14 protein-coding genes are annotated in these 15,087 nt (G+C 70.5%); 3 read left to right on the forward strand and 11 right to left on the reverse strand.

Going from position 1 to position 15,087, the window contains the following annotated elements; translation table 11 throughout:
* Positions 1-22: 22 nt before the first annotated feature.
* Complete coding sequence (locus tag HSO01S_RS02690) at positions 23-3,433, reverse strand: pyruvate carboxylase (protein ID WP_066039003.1); 3,411 nt, start codon at positions 3,431-3,433, stop codon at positions 23-25.
* 75 nt (positions 3,434-3,508) lie between these two features.
* Between HSO01S_RS02690 and HSO01S_RS02695 the strand changes: the two genes are divergently transcribed.
* Positions 3,509-4,318: a ParA family protein gene (locus HSO01S_RS02695; protein WP_066039004.1), complete on the forward strand. Its 810-nt coding sequence runs from the start codon at positions 3,509-3,511 to the stop codon at positions 4,316-4,318.
* 95 nt (positions 4,319-4,413) lie between these two features.
* Here HSO01S_RS02695 and HSO01S_RS02700 read toward each other — a convergent pair whose 3' ends face one another.
* The 3 genes from HSO01S_RS02700 to HSO01S_RS02710 all read right to left on the reverse strand — a co-directional run bounded on the left by HSO01S_RS02700 (position 4,414) and on the right by HSO01S_RS02710 (position 6,314).
* Entirely contained in the window at positions 4,414-4,962 is a 549-nt protein-coding gene (locus tag HSO01S_RS02700) for a MerR family transcriptional regulator (protein WP_066039005.1), read from the reverse strand.
* 123 nt (positions 4,963-5,085) lie between these two features.
* Positions 5,086-5,832, reverse strand: coding sequence for a transcriptional regulator FtsR (ftsR, locus tag HSO01S_RS02705; RefSeq protein ID WP_084361229.1), 747 nt, complete (start codon positions 5,830-5,832; stop codon positions 5,086-5,088).
* Complete coding sequence (locus HSO01S_RS02710; RefSeq protein ID WP_066039006.1) at positions 5,832-6,314, reverse strand: FHA domain-containing protein; 483 nt, start codon at positions 6,312-6,314, stop codon at positions 5,832-5,834. Before HSO01S_RS02710 ends, ftsR begins: the two co-directional genes overlap by 1 nt.
* A 99-nt stretch (positions 6,315-6,413) precedes the next feature.
* Between HSO01S_RS02710 and HSO01S_RS02715 the strand changes: the two genes are divergently transcribed.
* The gene (locus tag HSO01S_RS02715; RefSeq protein ID WP_066039007.1) at positions 6,414-7,262 is read left to right on the forward strand and encodes a DUF1295 domain-containing protein; all 849 of its coding nucleotides are present in this window, start codon (positions 6,414-6,416) and stop codon (positions 7,260-7,262) included.
* Here the strand turns inward: HSO01S_RS02715 and HSO01S_RS02720 are convergent.
* Together HSO01S_RS02720 and HSO01S_RS02725 are read right to left on the reverse strand one after the other, a co-directional pair.
* Complete coding sequence (locus HSO01S_RS02720; RefSeq protein WP_066039008.1) at positions 7,259-8,089, reverse strand: aldo/keto reductase; 831 nt, start codon at positions 8,087-8,089, stop codon at positions 7,259-7,261. The genes HSO01S_RS02715 and HSO01S_RS02720 overlap by 4 nt on opposite strands.
* Positions 8,086-8,559: a hypothetical protein gene (locus HSO01S_RS02725; protein WP_066039009.1), complete on the reverse strand. Its 474-nt coding sequence runs from the start codon at positions 8,557-8,559 to the stop codon at positions 8,086-8,088. The genes HSO01S_RS02720 and HSO01S_RS02725 overlap by 4 nt, the downstream gene beginning before the upstream one ends.
* Before the next feature lie 162 nt (positions 8,560-8,721).
* Between HSO01S_RS02725 and HSO01S_RS02730 the strand changes: the two genes are divergently transcribed.
* Positions 8,722-9,597: an alpha/beta fold hydrolase gene (locus HSO01S_RS02730; protein WP_066039143.1), complete on the forward strand. Its 876-nt coding sequence runs from the start codon at positions 8,722-8,724 to the stop codon at positions 9,595-9,597.
* On the opposite strand, the gene ppk2 is transcribed toward HSO01S_RS02730, so the two are convergent.
* The 5 genes from ppk2 to HSO01S_RS02750 all read right to left on the reverse strand — a co-directional run bounded on the left by ppk2 (position 9,576) and on the right by HSO01S_RS02750 (position 15,027).
* Positions 9,576-10,496: a polyphosphate kinase 2 gene (ppk2, locus tag HSO01S_RS02735; RefSeq protein ID WP_157078854.1), complete on the reverse strand. Its 921-nt coding sequence runs from the start codon at positions 10,494-10,496 to the stop codon at positions 9,576-9,578. The two genes, HSO01S_RS02730 and ppk2, sit on opposite strands and share 22 nt — an antisense overlap.
* Before the next feature lie 57 nt (positions 10,497-10,553).
* Complete coding sequence (locus tag HSO01S_RS18570) at positions 10,554-10,706, reverse strand: hypothetical protein (RefSeq protein ID WP_157078855.1); 153 nt, start codon at positions 10,704-10,706, stop codon at positions 10,554-10,556.
* Between the two features lie 48 nt (positions 10,707-10,754).
* Complete coding sequence (locus tag HSO01S_RS19575; protein ID WP_066039010.1) at positions 10,755-14,000, reverse strand: helix-turn-helix transcriptional regulator; 3,246 nt, start codon at positions 13,998-14,000, stop codon at positions 10,755-10,757.
* A gap of 2 nt (positions 14,001-14,002) precedes the next feature.
* The gene (locus HSO01S_RS02745) at positions 14,003-14,284 is read right to left on the reverse strand and encodes a hypothetical protein (RefSeq protein WP_066039011.1); all 282 of its coding nucleotides are present in this window, start codon (positions 14,282-14,284) and stop codon (positions 14,003-14,005) included.
* A 125-nt stretch (positions 14,285-14,409) separates the two neighbouring features.
* Positions 14,410-15,027, reverse strand: coding sequence for a PadR family transcriptional regulator (locus HSO01S_RS02750; RefSeq protein ID WP_066039012.1), 618 nt, complete (start codon positions 15,025-15,027; stop codon positions 14,410-14,412).
* Positions 15,028-15,087 lie beyond the last annotated feature (60 nt).

Here is a 15,087-nt window from a genome sequence, read left to right on the forward strand (position 1 = left end):
TGCGCTTCTCGGGCAGCTTGTCTCAGGCAGGGTCGACGACGACGATCAGATCGCCGGCCTCGACCTGCTGGGTGATGGGGATCGCGAGGCGCGAGACGGTTCCGGCGATCGGAGTGGTGATCGCGGCCTCCATCTTCATCGCCTCGATGGTGGCGACGGGGTCGCCCGCCGCGACGGTGTCGCCCTCGGCGACCTTGAGCGTCACGACGCCGGAGAAGGGCGCGGGCACCTGGCCGGGCCGGCCCGCATCCGCCTTCTCTGCTGCCTTCGTCTCGACCTTCACGGAGCGGTCGCGCACGTTGACGGGGCGCAGCTGGCCGTTGAGCGTGGTCATGACGGTCCGCATGCCCTTCTCGTCGACCTCGCCGATCGCCTCGAGGCCGACGAACAGGCGCACGCCCTTGTCGATCTCGACGACGTGCTCGACGCCCTGCTGAAGGCCGTAGAGGTAGTCGACCGTGTCGACGACGGAGAGGTCGCCGAACTGCTCGCGGGCCTCCTCGAAGGTGCGGGTCGGGGCCGGGAACAGCAGGCGGTTGAGCGTCGCCCGGCGCTCGAGCGCGTCGGCGTCGGGTGCGATCGATGCCTGATCCTCGGCCGACAGCGCGGTGACCCCGATGTTCACGGTCTTGCCCTCGAGCACCTTGGTGCGGAACGGCTCGGGCCATCCGCCCGGCAGTTCGCCGAGCTCGCCGGCCATGAAGCCGATCACCGAGTCGGGGATGTCGTAGTTGCCCGGGTTCGCCTCGAAGTCGGCGGGGTCGGCCTTCACGGCGGCGAGGTGCAGCGCGAGATCGCCCACGACCTTCGACGACGGGGTGACCTTGGGGATGCGCCCGAGGATCCTGTTCGCCGCGGCGTAGAGATCCTCGATCAGCTCGAAGTCGTCGGCGAGGCCGAGCGCGATCGCCTGCTGCCGCAGGTTCGAGAGCTGGCCTCCCGGGATCTCGTGCCGGTACACCCGGCCGGTCGGCCCGGGCAGTCCCGACTCGAACGGGGCGTACACGTGCCGCACGGCCTCCCAGTACGGCTCCAGGTCGCTGACCGCCTCGAGCGAGAGCCCGGTGTCGCGCTCGGTGTGCGCGAGCGCGGCGACCAGAGCGGATGCACTGGGCTGCGAGGTCGTGCCCGCCATCGGCGCACTCGCCACGTCGACCGCATCCGCCCCCGCCGCACTGGCGGCCAGCAGCGTCGCGAGCTGCCCGCCCGCGGTGTCGTGGGTGTGAACGTGGACCGGCAGCTCGAACTCCTGGCGGAACGCCGCCACGAGCTTCGCCGCCGCCGCGGGCCGGAGCAGGCCCGCCATGTCCTTGATCGCGAGCACGTGCGCGCCCGAGGCGACGATCTGCTCGGCGAGCTTCAGGTAGTAGTCGAGCGTGTAGAGGTCTTCGGCGGGGTCGAGCAGGTCGCCGGTGTAGCAGACGGCGACCTCGGCGATCGTCGTGCCGGTGGCGAGCACCGACTCGATCGCGGGCCGCATCTGCGACACGTCGTTCAGGGCGTCGAAGATGCGGAAGATGTCGATCCCGGTCGCGGCGGCCTCACGGACGAAGGCATCCGTGACCTCGGTCGGGTACGGGGTGTAGCCGACCGTGTTGCGGCCGCGGAGGAGCATCTGGATGGCGATGTTCGGCAGCGCCTCCCGAAGGGTCGCGAGGCGCTCCCACGGGTCTTCGCCGAGGAAGCGGAGGGCGACGTCGTAGGTCGCTCCACCCCAGGCCTCGACGCTGAGTAGCTGCGGGGTCATGCGCGCCACGTAGGGAGCCGCCGCCACGAGGTCGCGGGTGCGGACACGGGTCGCCAGGAGCGACTGGTGCGCGTCGCGCATGGTCGTCTCGGTGACCGCCAGGGCGGTCTGCGCCCGGAGCGCCGCCGCGAACCCGACCGGGCCGAGTTCGAGCAGGCGCTGGCGGGAGCCGTCGGGCGCCGGCGTCTGGAGGTCGATCGCCGGGAGCTTCACCTCGGGCGAGACCCCGCCCAGGTGCGGGCCGTTCGGCTGGTTCACCGTCACGTCGGCGAGCCAGTTGAGGATCTTGGTCCCACGGTCTTTCGACTGGTGGCCGCCGAGCAGTTCGGGTCGCTCCTCGATGAAGCTCGTGCTCAAGTCGCCGGCGGCGAACGAGGGGTCGTCGAGCACACCCTGCAGGAACGGGATGTTCGTCGACACGCCTCGGATGCGGAACTCTGCCAGAGCGCGCCGGGCCCGCCGCACCGCGGCCGGGAAGTCGCGGCCGCGGCAGGTCATCTTGGCCAGCATCGAGTCGAAGTGCGGCGAGATCTGAGCCCCCACGTCGACGGTGCCGCCATCCAGCCGCACACCCGCGCCGCCCGGAGAGCGGTAGGCGACGATCTTGCCCGTGTCGGGGCGGAAGCCGGCCGTCGGATCCTCGGTCGTGATGCGGCACTGCAGGGCGGCGCCGTGCAGCACGATGTCGTCCTGGTGCATGCCGAGCTCGTCGAAGGTCGCCCCGCTCGCGATCAGCATCTGCGACTGCACGAGGTCGACGTCGGTGACCTCCTCGGTCACCGTGTGCTCGACCTGGATGCGCGGGTTCATCTCGATGAACACGTGCTGCCCCGCGCGCTCCCCCACCGTGTCGACCAGGAACTCGACCGTGCCGGCGTTGACGTAGCCGATCGACTTCGCGAATTTGATGGCGTCCGAGTGCAAGGCCTCGCGGAGCTCGTCGCTGATGTTCGGCGCCGGAGCGATCTCGACGACCTTCTGGTTGCGGCGCTGCACCGAGCAGTCGCGCTCGAACAGGTGCAGGGTCTCCCCCGTCGAGTCGGCCAGGATCTGCACCTCGATGTGCCGGGGCCGCAGCACCGCCTGCTCGAGGAACATCGTCGCGTCGCCGAATGCACTGTCGGCCTCCCGCATCGCCGCCTCGAGGGCGCCACGCAACTCCTCACGGGTCTCGACCCGGCGCATCCCCCGCCCGCCGCCACCCGCGACCGCCTTCGCGAACACGGGGAAGCCGATCTCGTCGGCCGCTGCGATCAGCACGTCGAGGTCGGTCGTCGCCGGTGACGACTTGAGCACCGGCACGCCGGCCGCGATCGCGTGCTCCTTCGCGGTGACCTTGTTTCCCGCCATCTCGAGCACGTGCTCGCCGGGGCCGATGAAGGTGATGCCGTTCTCGGCGGCGGCCTTCGCGAGCTCGGGGTTCTCGGAGAGGAAGCCGTAGCCCGGGTAGATCGCATCGGCGCCCGACTCCTTCGCCACGCGGATGATCTCGGCGACATCCAGGTACGCCCTGACCGGATGCCCCTCCTCACCGATCTGGTAGGCCTCGTCGGCCTTCAACCGGTGCATCGAGTTGCGGTCCTCGTAGGGGAACACCGCGACGGTCTTCGCACCCAGTTCGAACGCGGCCCGGAACGCCCTGATCGCTATCTCTCCGCGGTTGGCAACCAGAATCTTTGTGAACATCGAGACCTCTCGGGCACATGCGCGTACAGCGAACAGTTAGGTTCTCCAAGCCTAGTGAAGGTAACGTTGTCGACTGTGCATGTACTCAGCGTCTCTTCCCTCAAGGGGGGTGTGGGCAAGACCACAGTGACGCTCGGGCTCGCCTCCGCAGCGTTCGCCAAGGGATTGCGCACCCTCGTCGTCGATCTCGACCCCCAGTCGGACGTGTCGACCGGTATGGACATCCGTGTCGCCGGTCACCTCAACGTCGCCGACGTGCTCGCCTCTCCCAAGGAGAAGGTCGTCCGTGCGGCGATCGCCCCCTCGGGGTGGACGAAGGATCGCGGTGGCAAGATCGACGTCCTGATCGGCAGCCCCTCCGCCCTCAACTTCGACGGGCCGCACCCGTCCATCCGCGACATCTGGAAGCTCGAAGAGGCACTGGCCACGGTCGAGAGCGAGTACGACCTCGTGCTCATCGACTGCGCCCCGTCTCTGAACGCTCTCACGCGCACCGCCTGGGCGGCATCCGACCGCGTCTCGGTCGTGACCGAGCCCGGGCTGTTCTCCGTCGCCGCCGCCGACCGCGCCCTGCGCGCGATCGAGGAGATCCGCCGCGGTCTCTCCCCTCGCCTGCAGCCCCTCGGCATCATCGTGAACCGCGTGCGGTCGCAGTCGCTCGAGCACCAGTTCCGCATCAAGGAGCTGCGCGACATGTTCGGCCCGCTCGTGCTCTCGCCTCAGCTGCCCGAGCGCACCTCGCTGCAGCAGGCCCAGGGCGCCGCGAAGCCCCTGCACGTCTGGCCCGGCGAGGGCGCCCAGGAGATGGCGCGCAACTTCGACCTCCTCCTCGAGCGCGTCATGCGCACGGGTCGCGTGGGCGAGTACGCCGAGCTGAAGGCCTAACCCCTTCCTTCTCCTCTTCGAGAAGTCAAAAAAACGTCCAAACTCATCGAGTTGGACGTTTTTTTGACTCCTCGAGGGAGTCAGAGGTTCTGGGGTCAGACTGCCTTGCGGGCGGCGCGGCGCTGGGCGAGCTCGTCGTTGGGCTCGACGACCATGGAGTCGATGTCGACCAGGCTGTTCTCGACCTCGCGCAGCACCTTGCCCACGGCGATGCCGAAGACACCCTGGCCGCGGCTGACGAGGTCGATGACCTCGTCGTTCGAGGTGCAGAGGTAGACGCTCGCACCGTCGGACATCAGCGTGGTCTGTGCCAGGTCGTTGATGCCGGATTCGCGGAGCTGGTTGATCGCGGTGCGGATCTGCTGCAGCGAGATGCCGGTGTCCAGCAGACGCTTGACGAGCTTCAGCACGAGGATGTCGCGGAAGCCGTAGAGCCGCTGCGATCCGGAACCCGCGGCCCCGCGGACGGTGGGCTCGACGAGCGCGGTGCGCGCCCAGTAGTCGAGCTGACGGTAGGTGATGCCGGCGGCACGGGCGGCGACGGCGCCGCGATAGCCGCTGGCGTCGTCGAGGTCCGGCATGCCGTCGGTGAAAAGGAGCCCGAGGTCGTAGCGAGAATCGTCGTTCTGGCTTAGCTCGCTCATTGCGCCTTCCATCGTCCGGTGCATCCGGAACGTCTCGTGTTCGTACCCCACGCTAGCGACCGCGACCCGTGGGGGCAACGACATCACCCATTCGGCTCCGGCGTGTCGCGGAGGACGGGTCGGTCAGGGGGTGATCCGGCCGAGCGCCGAGCGGATGAGGCTCGATCGCACGATCTCCAGCTGGCCCGCGATCTCCATCGCCATCTCGGCGACCTTGGCCCGGCTGGACGGGTCGCGACGGCGCGCCACCGGCATCAGAGCGCTCTCGATCAGGCCGAGTTCGCGCTCGGTGGCCTGCCGGAAGCCGCGAAGGTGCCGCGGCTCGATCCCGCTGCGCTGCAGTTCGACGAGGGCCTTCAGCACGACGAGCGAATCCTCGCCGTACGACTCAGCCGGGGTGAGCACCGCGGCCGAGAAGGCATCCTGCACCAGCATCGGCGTGGCACCCGCCTCGCGGGTCAGATCCTCCCGCGAGAGGCGACGGCCGGTCTGCAGGATGGACGCCCCGCCCACCAGGGCCGAGCCGGGCATCGGGGGGTTGAGCCCCGCATCCACGTCGGCGAGGTACTCCTTGATCACCGCGAGCGGCAGGTAGCAGTCGCGCTGCATGGTGAGGATGAGACGCAGGCGGCTCAGGTCGTTCTGCGAGAACTTGCGGTAGCCCGACGCGGTGCGGGCCGGATGCACGAGGCCGCGCTCTTCGAGGAAGCGCAGCTTCGAGGGCGTCAGGTCGGGGAAGTCGGCGGTGAGCTTCGCGAGCACCTGGCCGATGCCGAGCAGCGGGCCCTGCGATGCGGACTCGGAGGCCGGGCTCCCGGGCGCGGACGAAGACGAGGACTCCGCCGACCGGCGGGGCTGTGCGGCTGCCACTACTCTCCAGCGGCGGTGACGACGTCGATCCGCGACGGGTAGAACGTGAGGCGGAACTTGCCGATCTGCACCTCGGCGCCGTCGTCGAGGAGCGCCTCGTCGACACGCACGCCACCGACGTAGGTGCCGTTCAGCGAGCCAAGGTCGCGCACCGTGAAGGTGTGGCCGTGGCGGGCGAACTCGGCGTGCCGGCGCGAGACCGTCACATCGTCGAGGAAGATGTCGGCGTTCGGGTGGCGGCCCACGGTGCTGACGGAGGTGTCGAGCAGGAAGCGGGCGCCCGAATTGGGGCCGCGACGGACGATCAGGAGCGCAGAACCGGAGGGCAGGGCCGCGATCGACTCGAGCTCCTCGCTCGTGACTCCGCCTTCGAGGGCGGCCAGCTGCGCCGCGAACTCGCCCGTGAGGGAGAGCGTCGTGTCGGCGGCCGACGCGGGCACGGGGATGCTCGTGGTGCGATCGTCGTTCGTGTGGTTCGTCATCCCTCAGCCCTCCTAGCTCCGTCCAGCGTAGCCGATCACGCCCCCTCCTCCACCCGGGAATTCCCGGGACGCAGGCCGAGCATCCCCTATGCTCGTCGCATGTCGCCTCTGATCGCCTCGCTCTGGGTTCTCGCTGCGGTGTCGCTGGCCGTCTGGGTGGCCTCCTTGATCACGCGGGAGTACTCCTGGGTCGACCGGATCTGGTCGATCGTGCCGCTGGTCTACGTCTGGATCTTCGCCGGCGCGGCCGGGCTCTCCGACCCGAGGCTCAACCTCATGGCGGTCGTCGTGACGCTGTGGGGCGCGCGGCTGACCTTCAACTTCGCCCGTAAGGGCGGCTACGCCCCGGGTGGCGAGGACTACCGGTGGGCGGTGCTGCGCGGGCGGATGTCGCCGCGCCTCTTCCAGGTGTTCAATCTGTTCTTCATCACGATCTACCAGAACGTGATCCTGTTCCTCATCACGATGCCGGCCCTGACCGCGTACGAGAACCGCTCGACGCCGTTCGGTCTGCTCGACGGACTGCTGCTGGCCCTGTTCGTCGTCTTCACCGTCGGCGAGACGATCGCCGACCAGGAGCAGTGGGACTTCCACCGCTGGAAGCGGGCCGAGACGGCCGCCGGTCGCGAGCCACGGCCGCGTTTCCTGCAGAGCGGGCTCTTCCGCTTCTCGCGCCACCCGAACTTCTTCTTCGAGCAGGCGCAGTGGTGGGTGCTGTTCTTCATCGGGGCGGTCGCCGCCGGATCGGTGCTTCAGTGGACCGTCGTCGGCGCGGTGCTGCTCACCCTGCTGTTCATCGGCTCGACGGTCTTCACCGAGAGCATCTCGCTGTCGAAGTACCCGGAGTACGCCGACTACAAGGAGAGGACGTCGGCGCTCATCCCCTGGTTCCCCAGGAAGAGTCGCACCGACGTCCCCGTCGCAGCAACGAACCAGCGCGCCGGCTAGTTCACCTCGAGCGGGCTGGAGCCGTTGCGGCCGTCCTCCCCGCGGTCGAGCGTCGCGATGGTCGCGATCTCGGAGGCCGACAGCTCGAAGTCGAAGACGTCGAAGTTCTGCGCCATCCGGTCTTTGTTGTTGCTTTTCGGGATGACGATGTTGCCGACATCCAGGTGCCAGCGGATGATCGTCTGCGGCACAGACTTACCGTGCGCCTCGGCGATGGCGGACAGCTCGGGCGACTCGTTGATCTTGCCCTGGCCGAGCGGGCCCCACGCCTCGATCGCGATGCCCTTCTCGGCGGCGAACGCCCGCAGCTCGGCCTGCTGGAAGTCGACGTGCAGCTCGACCTGGTTGACCGCGGGGACGATCTCGGTCTCGGCGATCAGGCGCTCGAGGTGGTCGACCGTGAAGTTCGAGACACCGATGGCCTTGGCGCGGCCGGAGGCGAGGATCTTCTCCATCGAACGCCACGCGTCGAGGTAGGTGTCGCGCTCGGGCGTGGGCCAGTGGATGAGGTACAGGTCGACGTAGTCGGTGCCCAGGCGGGCGAGGCTCTTCTCGAACGCGGCCTCCGCATCCGTCTGGTCGTCGTTCCAGAGCTTGGTGGTGAGGAAGATCTCCTCGCGCGGGATGCCCGACTCCTTGAGGGCGTGACCGACGCCCTCTTCGTTCTGGTAGATCTTGGCGGTGTCGATGTGGCGGTAGCCGACGTCGAGCGCGTCACGGACGACGCGGCCGGTCTTGTCGGGGTCGACCTTGAAGACTCCGAAGCCGAGCTGCGGAATGGTGATCCCGTTGTTGAGGGTGACGAGGGGAACTGCGTTTTCAGTCATTCCCCAAGCCTATTCTCGTCGTCCGACACCAGGGTGCGGACGATCAGGTCGAGCACAGCTTCGCCGTACGCGTCCTGGGCCGAGAGCGCCTCGAAGGTGCGGCGTTCGCCCCGCACCACGGCGGTCACGAGGTAGAGCGGCTCCTCGGGGTCGGAGCGGTCGACCGCGAGCTGCTCGAAGCCGTCGCGGAGGAGGCTGCGCAACTGATCCTCCCGCGGGAGCCACAGGGTGTCGGCGATGTCGACGGAGTCGAGCGCCCACTCGGTCGTGCCGTTGAAGCCGATCAGCCGGCCGGACGGGAAGTCGTGCACCTCGGCGGTCATCTCGCTGACGGTGAAGACCTCGCCCTCACCCTGCTCCTCGGCCTCACCGGTGACGTCGGCGGTCTCGATCACGAAGGCGTCGCCGGATCGCGGGTGCCAGCGGAGACCCGCGGTGCGGAGCGCCCGGGCCAGCTCGATGGAGATCATGCGCCCATCATCCCAGCGAAGCCTGAGCTTCGCGGGGGCAATCCGATCCGGCGAGGTCTCCGAACCACCTCGGTGACCGACCCCTATGCGCCCTCTCCCCTGACGACGGCGCCGGAGGTCCTCGGTCTCAGGACGGTGCGGGTGCCGACGCGCCTGGGCCCGATGACGGTTCGGTACGGTCCTCGCACGTCGGGCCACGCGACCATCCTCGTGCACGGCGCCGCCGGCACCTGGACGACCTGGACGCCGCTGATCGAGGCGGCCCGGCGAGCCGGACGTCGCTCGCCGAACGTGCTGCTGGTCGAGCTTCCCGGCTGGGGCGACACCCCGCTGCCGGATCGACCGCTGAGGAACGGCAAGGACTCCCGCACGATCGACGCCTACGCGCGGGCGGTCGCGGATGCGGCCCGAGCGCTCGGCCACCGCGAGTGGACCGTGACCGGCCACTCGCTCGGCGGCGTGATCGCCCTGCACCTCGCGGCCATCGAACCGGTGGCGACCCGGGCCGTCGGCCTGGTCTCGGCGACCACCTTCGCCGTCATGGATGCGGCCGCGCACCCGGTGCGCCGGTTCGTCTCGCTGCCGGCCTACGTCGGCCTCCTCGTCGTGATGCGGGTCTTCGCACCGCTGGGCGACACCGCGAGCCGCCTGCTCGGCTGGCTCGACCGGAGGGGGATGCTGCCCGCGATCGTGTCCCCGCTGTTCGCCCAGCCCTCGCGCATCCCCGTCTCGGTGACGCGGGCGCTGGCCGCCGAGGTGCGGCCTCGGACCTTCGTGATGGCCTCGGACGAAGCCGCTCGCTACCCGGCCGCCGAGCTCTGGGCCGGCATCCGCTGCCCGGTGCGCTCGGTGCACGGCGAGCACGACGCCTTCGTCGCCGCCTCGGACGACGAACGTCTGGCCGAACTGATCGAGGACTACTCGGTGACCGTGCTCCCCGGCTCCGGGCACTTCGCGCAGATCGAGGAGCCCGCGCTGACCCTCCAGGCGCTCTCGGATGTGGCCGAGGTGAACGGCTACTTCTCGCCGCGCTCGTAGACGCTCTCGGCCGGGCCGACGACCAGCGGATCCGGGCGGCCGACGATCTCGTCGTCACGCTCGGCGTAGTCGAACAGGCTCAGCACGTGACGCATCGCCTCGAGCCGGGCGCGCTTCTTGTCGTTGCTCTTGACCACGGTCCAGGGCGCCGCCTCGGTGTCGGTCTCGGCGAACATCGCCTCCTTGGCGACCGTGTAGGAGTCCCACTTGTCCAGCGAGGCGATGTCCATGGGTGACAGCTTCCACTGCCTCACCGGATCGACCTGCCGGATCGCGAACCGGGTGAGCTGCTCGCTCTTGGAGACCGAGAACCAGAACTTGACGACGTCGACGCCGTCCTGCACGAGCATCCGTTCGAAGGCCGGCGCCTGCAGCATGAAGCGCTCGTACTCGCTGTCGTCGCAGAAGCCCATCACCCGCTCGACGCCGGCGCGGTTGTACCAGGAGCGGTCGAAGAGCACGATCTCACCGGCGGCCGGCAGGTGCGTGACGTAGCGCTGGAAGTACCACTGGGTGCTCTCGCGGTCGGTCGGCTTCTCGAGCGCCACGACCCGGGCGCCGCGGGGGTTGAGGTGCTCGGTGAAGCGCTTGATGGTGCCGCCCTTGCCGGCGGCGTCGCGGCCCTCGAAGACGACGACCAGGCGGCGGCCCTCGGCCTTGACCCAGTTCTGCAGCTTGAGCAGTTCGATCTGCAGGAGGCGCTTGGCCGACTCGTACTCGTCGCGGCCCATCCGCTCGGCGTAGGGGTAGCCCTCGCGCCAGGTGTCGACGGGCGAACCGTCGCGCCCGACCAGGATCGGGTCGTCGTCGTCGGTCTCGACGACGACGTACCCGAGGAGGTCGTCGAGATCGATGGGGGTGATCGGCTCGGTTCGGGTGGTCTCGTGGTCGTCGGTCATCGGGGCTCCGTTCGGGTCGCGCGTCAGGGAGTCTCGCGGGGATTCCCGGCGCGGGGGCTACCGGACGGTGAACGTGAGGTGAACGCGCCGCCCGCTCTCCGCCCCGCCACGGCACGGGATTCGGCGGTAGCCGTCGCGGGCGAGGGTGCGGATCGTGGCCACGACGGCCACCGCGGCGAGGACGACGAGGAGTGCGACGAAGAAGATCATGCACCGAGGCTGCTCGCTGAGTCGCGGCCCGGGCATCGGGCGGATGCCCTAGCCTTCCGGGTCGAGGGCTCGGGCCAGGTAAGCCGCTTCGGTGCGGGTCGCGGTGCCTGTCTTGCGCAGGATGTTCGAGACGTGCACGCTCGCCGTCTTCGCGCTGATGAACAGGGTCTCGGCGATCTGCCGGTTGCTCAGGCCGGTCGCCAGCAGCGCGAGCACCTGGCGCTCACGGTCGGTCAGGCCGGCCTCGGCCAGGCGGTCGGCGAGCGGATGCGCGGCGACCGGATGCGGGCCGGCCGGATGCGCGGCGGTCGGGTGCGCGCCGGTCGGGTGCGGGCCGGTCGGGTGCGGGCCCGCCGGATGCCCGGCATCGGGCGACCCGGACCCGCCCGCTTGAGCGATGGCGCCGGAACGCACCTGGCTGCCGCCGACACCGGGATCGGCGATCCCCCGGGCACGGCCGAACCGCCGTTCGAGGACCGTCACGAGATCGACCACCCGCCCGAGGCCGAGCTCGCGTGCTCGGGCCGCGGCCTCCTGGGCTTCGGCCCGCGCCGCGACACGGTCTCCGGTCGCCGCGAGCGCTCCCGCGAGCCGGAAACGCGCGTAGGGCTGCAGGCGGGCCGGCACCTCGGGAGCGGCCAGCGCGTGGACCGCCGCCGCCCAGCTCGCCGGATCGGCCCCGGCGCCGCCGGGCCCGGCGAGCTCGGCCTCGACCAGCAGACGGTAGGCGTCGGCACCGGGCCAGGCAGCGGCGGACCCGGCGGTGCCGGGCCAGGCAGCGGCGGACTCGCCGGCACTGGGCCAGGCGGCATACCGAACCACCGACTCCCGCGCGCGGTCAGCCGCCGCCTCGGCGCTCGGGTCGCCCGACTGCGGGCCACCGGGCTCGAGGTCGACTCCCGACGCGCGGGCCCGGCCGAGGATGCGGGCGGCTATCGCGGCCAGCGGCAGATCGTAGGCGGGGAAGTCGCGGTGATCCTCGGCGAAGAGCACCTGCACCTCCCGCCACGCTCCGGGCAGGTCACCCGAGGCCAGCGCGATCTCGCCGGCGACGGCGGCGAGGCCGAGGCGGGACTGCGCGTCGATCCGCAACTGCCGCTGGAGGCCGGTGCGCCAGCTCCGGAGCAGGCGGGCCGCGAGCGCGACGTCCCCCGACCAGAGCACCTGCTCGAGCTTCAGCCGCTGCAGATGGGCACTGAAGCCGATCGGCGGATCCAGGTCGAGAGCGCGGTCGAGGAGTTCTGCGGCGCGCGCCGTCTCGCCGAGCGCGGCCAGCGGGGCGACCACGTTCGAGACGAGCATCACACCGGAGGTGCGCTCGACCCCGCGCTCCCGGGCGCGGTCGACCCCGGCCTCGGCGAGCGCCGCGGCGTCGCGGAACCGGCCGATCAATAACAGGGCATCCGACTCGTTGACCCAGTAGCGCAGGCGCGCCGAGTCATCGCCGTCGGCGAGCTCACCCGCGAGTGCGAGGTCGGCGAGACCCGCGTCGATCCCGCCGGCGGAGAGGCGGGCCATGCCCCGGATGTTGGCTGCCACCGACATCCGGGGACGCGAGCCCACCTGCTCGGCCTCGGCGAACGCCGCATCGGCGGTCTCGATCGCCTCGGCGAACCGCGCATCCAGCATCAGTCGTGCCGCGAGCTCGCCAAGTACGTTGGCCCGGAGCACGGTGGCTTGTTGCGCGTTGGCGGGGTGCGGGGCGAGGAGGTCGAGCGCTTCGCGGAGCAGGGTGATGGACCCGGTCTGGCCGAGGTTCGCCAGGTAGGAGGCTTTGTCACGGAGCAATCGGGCCAGTCGGCGCCGCGACTCCTCGTCGGCGAGCTCGGCAAGCGGGTCGGCACCGGCCGCCGCCGGGCCAGCCGCGCGAGCGGCCTCGATGGCCTCGTCGACCAGAGCGACGGCCCGTTCGCTCTCCCCCGCGTTGCGCAGGATGTACGCGGTCTCGGCCAGCAGCTCGATCCGGCTTCGTCCGGCCGTGGACTCGGCGTCGGGCACCCTGTCCCACAGCTCGAGCGCGCGCTCCCCCAGCCGGGCGGCCGAGGCGTTGGCGAACGACGCCCGCGCCCTGTCCATGGCGAGGAGCGAGGCGGTGAACGCGGCGGGGATGTCGTGCGCCGCCATCCAGTGGTACGACACCGCGGAGGGATCGTCACGCTGCTCGAGGGCGCGCGCATAGGCCGTGTGAAACCGCACCCGTTCTCCGGGCAGCAGCTGATCGTGGACGGCCTCGCGCACGAGTGCGTGGCGGAACGAGTACGAGGTCTCGTCGACCTCGAGCACCCGCGCCGCCACCGCCTCGCGCGCCGCCTCGTCGAGCGCCTCGGCGCTCGTTCCGCTCACCGCGGCGAGCAGCTCGTGCTCGACCCGCACTCCCCCGGCGGCGAGCTGCCTCAGCAGGCGCTGGGCCGCATCGCTGAGACCCTCGTACCGCGCGAGGAGCAGATCGCGCAGCGTGCCCGGCAGCGCGGCCACGCCGTCCCAGCGGGAGGAGGCGTCGTCGGGGAGCGCGGAAGCGGCATCCGTCTCACCCGTACCGCCCAGGAGTTCTTCGACGAAGAACGGGACCCCGTCGGTGCGGGCGACGACGAGCGCGAGGTCACGCGCCTCGAGGGGGCGGCCCGCGAGAGCGATCGCCAGCCGGCGTACCTGGTTCGCGGTGAGGCGCGGCAGCTCGCGGCGGATGACCCTCCGGTTGCGGTCGAGCTCGGGAAGCCAGCCGCGCAGCGGATGCCCACGGCCGAGCTCGTCGCTGCGATAGGTGACGACGACGAGCAGCCGGGCCCGCTCGAGCACGCGGACGAGGAAGCGGAGAAGAGCGAGTGTGGCCTGATCGGCCCAGTGCAGGTCTTCGATCACCGCGACGATCGGCCTCTCGACGGCCGCGCCTTCCAGCGCCATCGCCACCGCGTCGAAGAGCCGCTCGCCGGACGCCGCCTCGCGCGCCTCAGGGGTCGCCCGCAGCTCGGGCAGCAGGATCGCCAGCGCGTCAGCGCCTGGACCGGCCGCCTCGAGCAGAGCGGTCTGCCCGATCGTGCCGGCCAGCGATCGCAGCAGGGCCACGATCGGACCATAGGGCGGAGCATCGCTGTCGAGGTCGACGCATTGCCCCCGCAGCACCGTCACCTCGTCGAGGCCGGAAAGGAACTCGGCGAGCAAGCGCGTCTTGCCGATGCCCGCCTCGCCGCTGATCACGACCGTGCGGGTCTGCCCGCGACGGGACTCCTCGAGCGCGGAGGCGAGCGACTCGAGGTCGCTCTCGCGCCCGATCAGGAGCGGGCTGGTGATCGGCATGCCTACATCGTGGCACCGGCCGCCGACACCGGGTTCCGGGCCTCGGACCGGGGGCCGGATGCGGCCTGCTCAGGCTGACCGTGAGCGGCGTCGCGCCGGGCCTGCTCAGGCTGACCGGTAGCGGCGTCGCGCCTGGCCTGCTCCGCCCGCAGAGCCTGCTCCGCCGCCCGTTCCTGCGTCAGCCTCCGGAACTCGAGCTCGCGGGTGAAACGCTCCTCCTCCGCGTCGCGGAGCCAGGAGAAGGTGTACTCGGTGATCATCATGATGTCCTCCGTCTCGATCACGCGGTCGGTATGACCGCCGTGTGATCGAGACTCCGCTCTGAGGAGGGGTGGGGACATCGGTCATCTGCCTTAGGTCTGACCGCGTGCTGCGGTGGAGACCCGAGGCGGGACCGGGGCCCTGAGGCCTAGTCGGCCAGGATGAGGTACAGCGCACGCCGTGCCTCGTCGATCTTCTCGGTGGCCTGCACCCGCTGCTCCTCGGTGGCCGCGAAGCGGAACTGCTGCACAACCCCCATGAGCTTTCCGATGCTGGCGTGGAACTCGGCGTCGGCGGTCGACTGACCGGGGGTCGCCTCCCAGGCCTTGGCGAGTTCGTCGGCGTTCTCGGCCACGTAGGCCGTGCCGGCCTCGGTGAGCTCGAACACCGTGCGCTTGCCGTCGCCGGTGGCGACGATCAGCTCCTCGTCGACGAGCTGCTGCAGGGTGGGGTAGACCGAGCCGGGGCTCGGGCGCCAGACGCCGCCGGTCTTCTCGGCGATCGCCTTGATCAGGCCGTAGCCGTTCGAGGGCGCCTCGGAGAGCAGGGACAGGATGGCCGAGCGCACGTCGCCGCGGCTCGCCCGCTGGTGGCCGCGCGGGCCGAAACCGGGTCCAAAGCCGCGGAACTCGCCGGGGCCGAAGCCCGGTCGGCCGCGTCCGTGGCCCTGGGGGTCGCGGCGACGGCCGGAGCGGCCGCCCTCGCGATCGTGGAAGTCGTGGTGCTGGTGGTTCTCGTGGTTCTGGAAGTCATGAATGCCTCGCATGGGAGCATCCGCCTTTCGTTTGAAGTGAATGTCGCGACTGTAACGCGATGTGTCAAAGAT

Source organism: Herbiconiux solani NBRC 106740, from assembly GCF_001571005.1.
Lineage (GTDB): Bacteria > Actinomycetota > Actinomycetes > Actinomycetales > Microbacteriaceae > Herbiconiux > Herbiconiux solani.

Coding starts and splice junctions, on each gene's coding strand:
- HSO01S_RS02690 (WP_066039003.1), bottom strand. CDS start 3,433: ATGTTCACAAAGATTCTGGTTGCCAACCGCGGAGAGATAGCGATCAGG.
- HSO01S_RS02700 (WP_066039005.1), bottom strand. CDS start 4,962: ATGAGCGAGCTAAGCCAGAACGACGATTCTCGCTACGACCTCGGGCTC.
- HSO01S_RS02710 (WP_066039006.1), bottom strand. CDS start 6,314: ATGACGAACCACACGAACGACGATCGCACCACGAGCATCCCCGTGCCC.
- HSO01S_RS02715 (WP_066039007.1), top strand. CDS start 6,414: ATGTCGCCTCTGATCGCCTCGCTCTGGGTTCTCGCTGCGGTGTCGCTG.
- HSO01S_RS02720 (WP_066039008.1), bottom strand. CDS start 8,089: ATGACTGAAAACGCAGTTCCCCTCGTCACCCTCAACAACGGGATCACC.
- HSO01S_RS02725 (WP_066039009.1), bottom strand. CDS start 8,559: ATGATCTCCATCGAGCTGGCCCGGGCGCTCCGCACCGCGGGTCTCCGC.
- HSO01S_RS02730 (WP_066039143.1), top strand. CDS start 8,722: ATGACGGTTCGGTACGGTCCTCGCACGTCGGGCCACGCGACCATCCTC.
- ppk2 (WP_157078854.1), bottom strand. CDS start 10,496: ATGACCGACGACCACGAGACCACCCGAACCGAGCCGATCACCCCCATC.
- HSO01S_RS18570 (WP_157078855.1), bottom strand. CDS start 10,706: ATGATCTTCTTCGTCGCACTCCTCGTCGTCCTCGCCGCGGTGGCCGTC.
- HSO01S_RS19575 (WP_066039010.1), bottom strand. CDS start 14,000: ATGCCGATCACCAGCCCGCTCCTGATCGGGCGCGAGAGCGACCTCGAG.
- HSO01S_RS02750 (WP_066039012.1), bottom strand. CDS start 15,027: ATGCGAGGCATTCATGACTTCCAGAACCACGAGAACCACCAGCACCAC.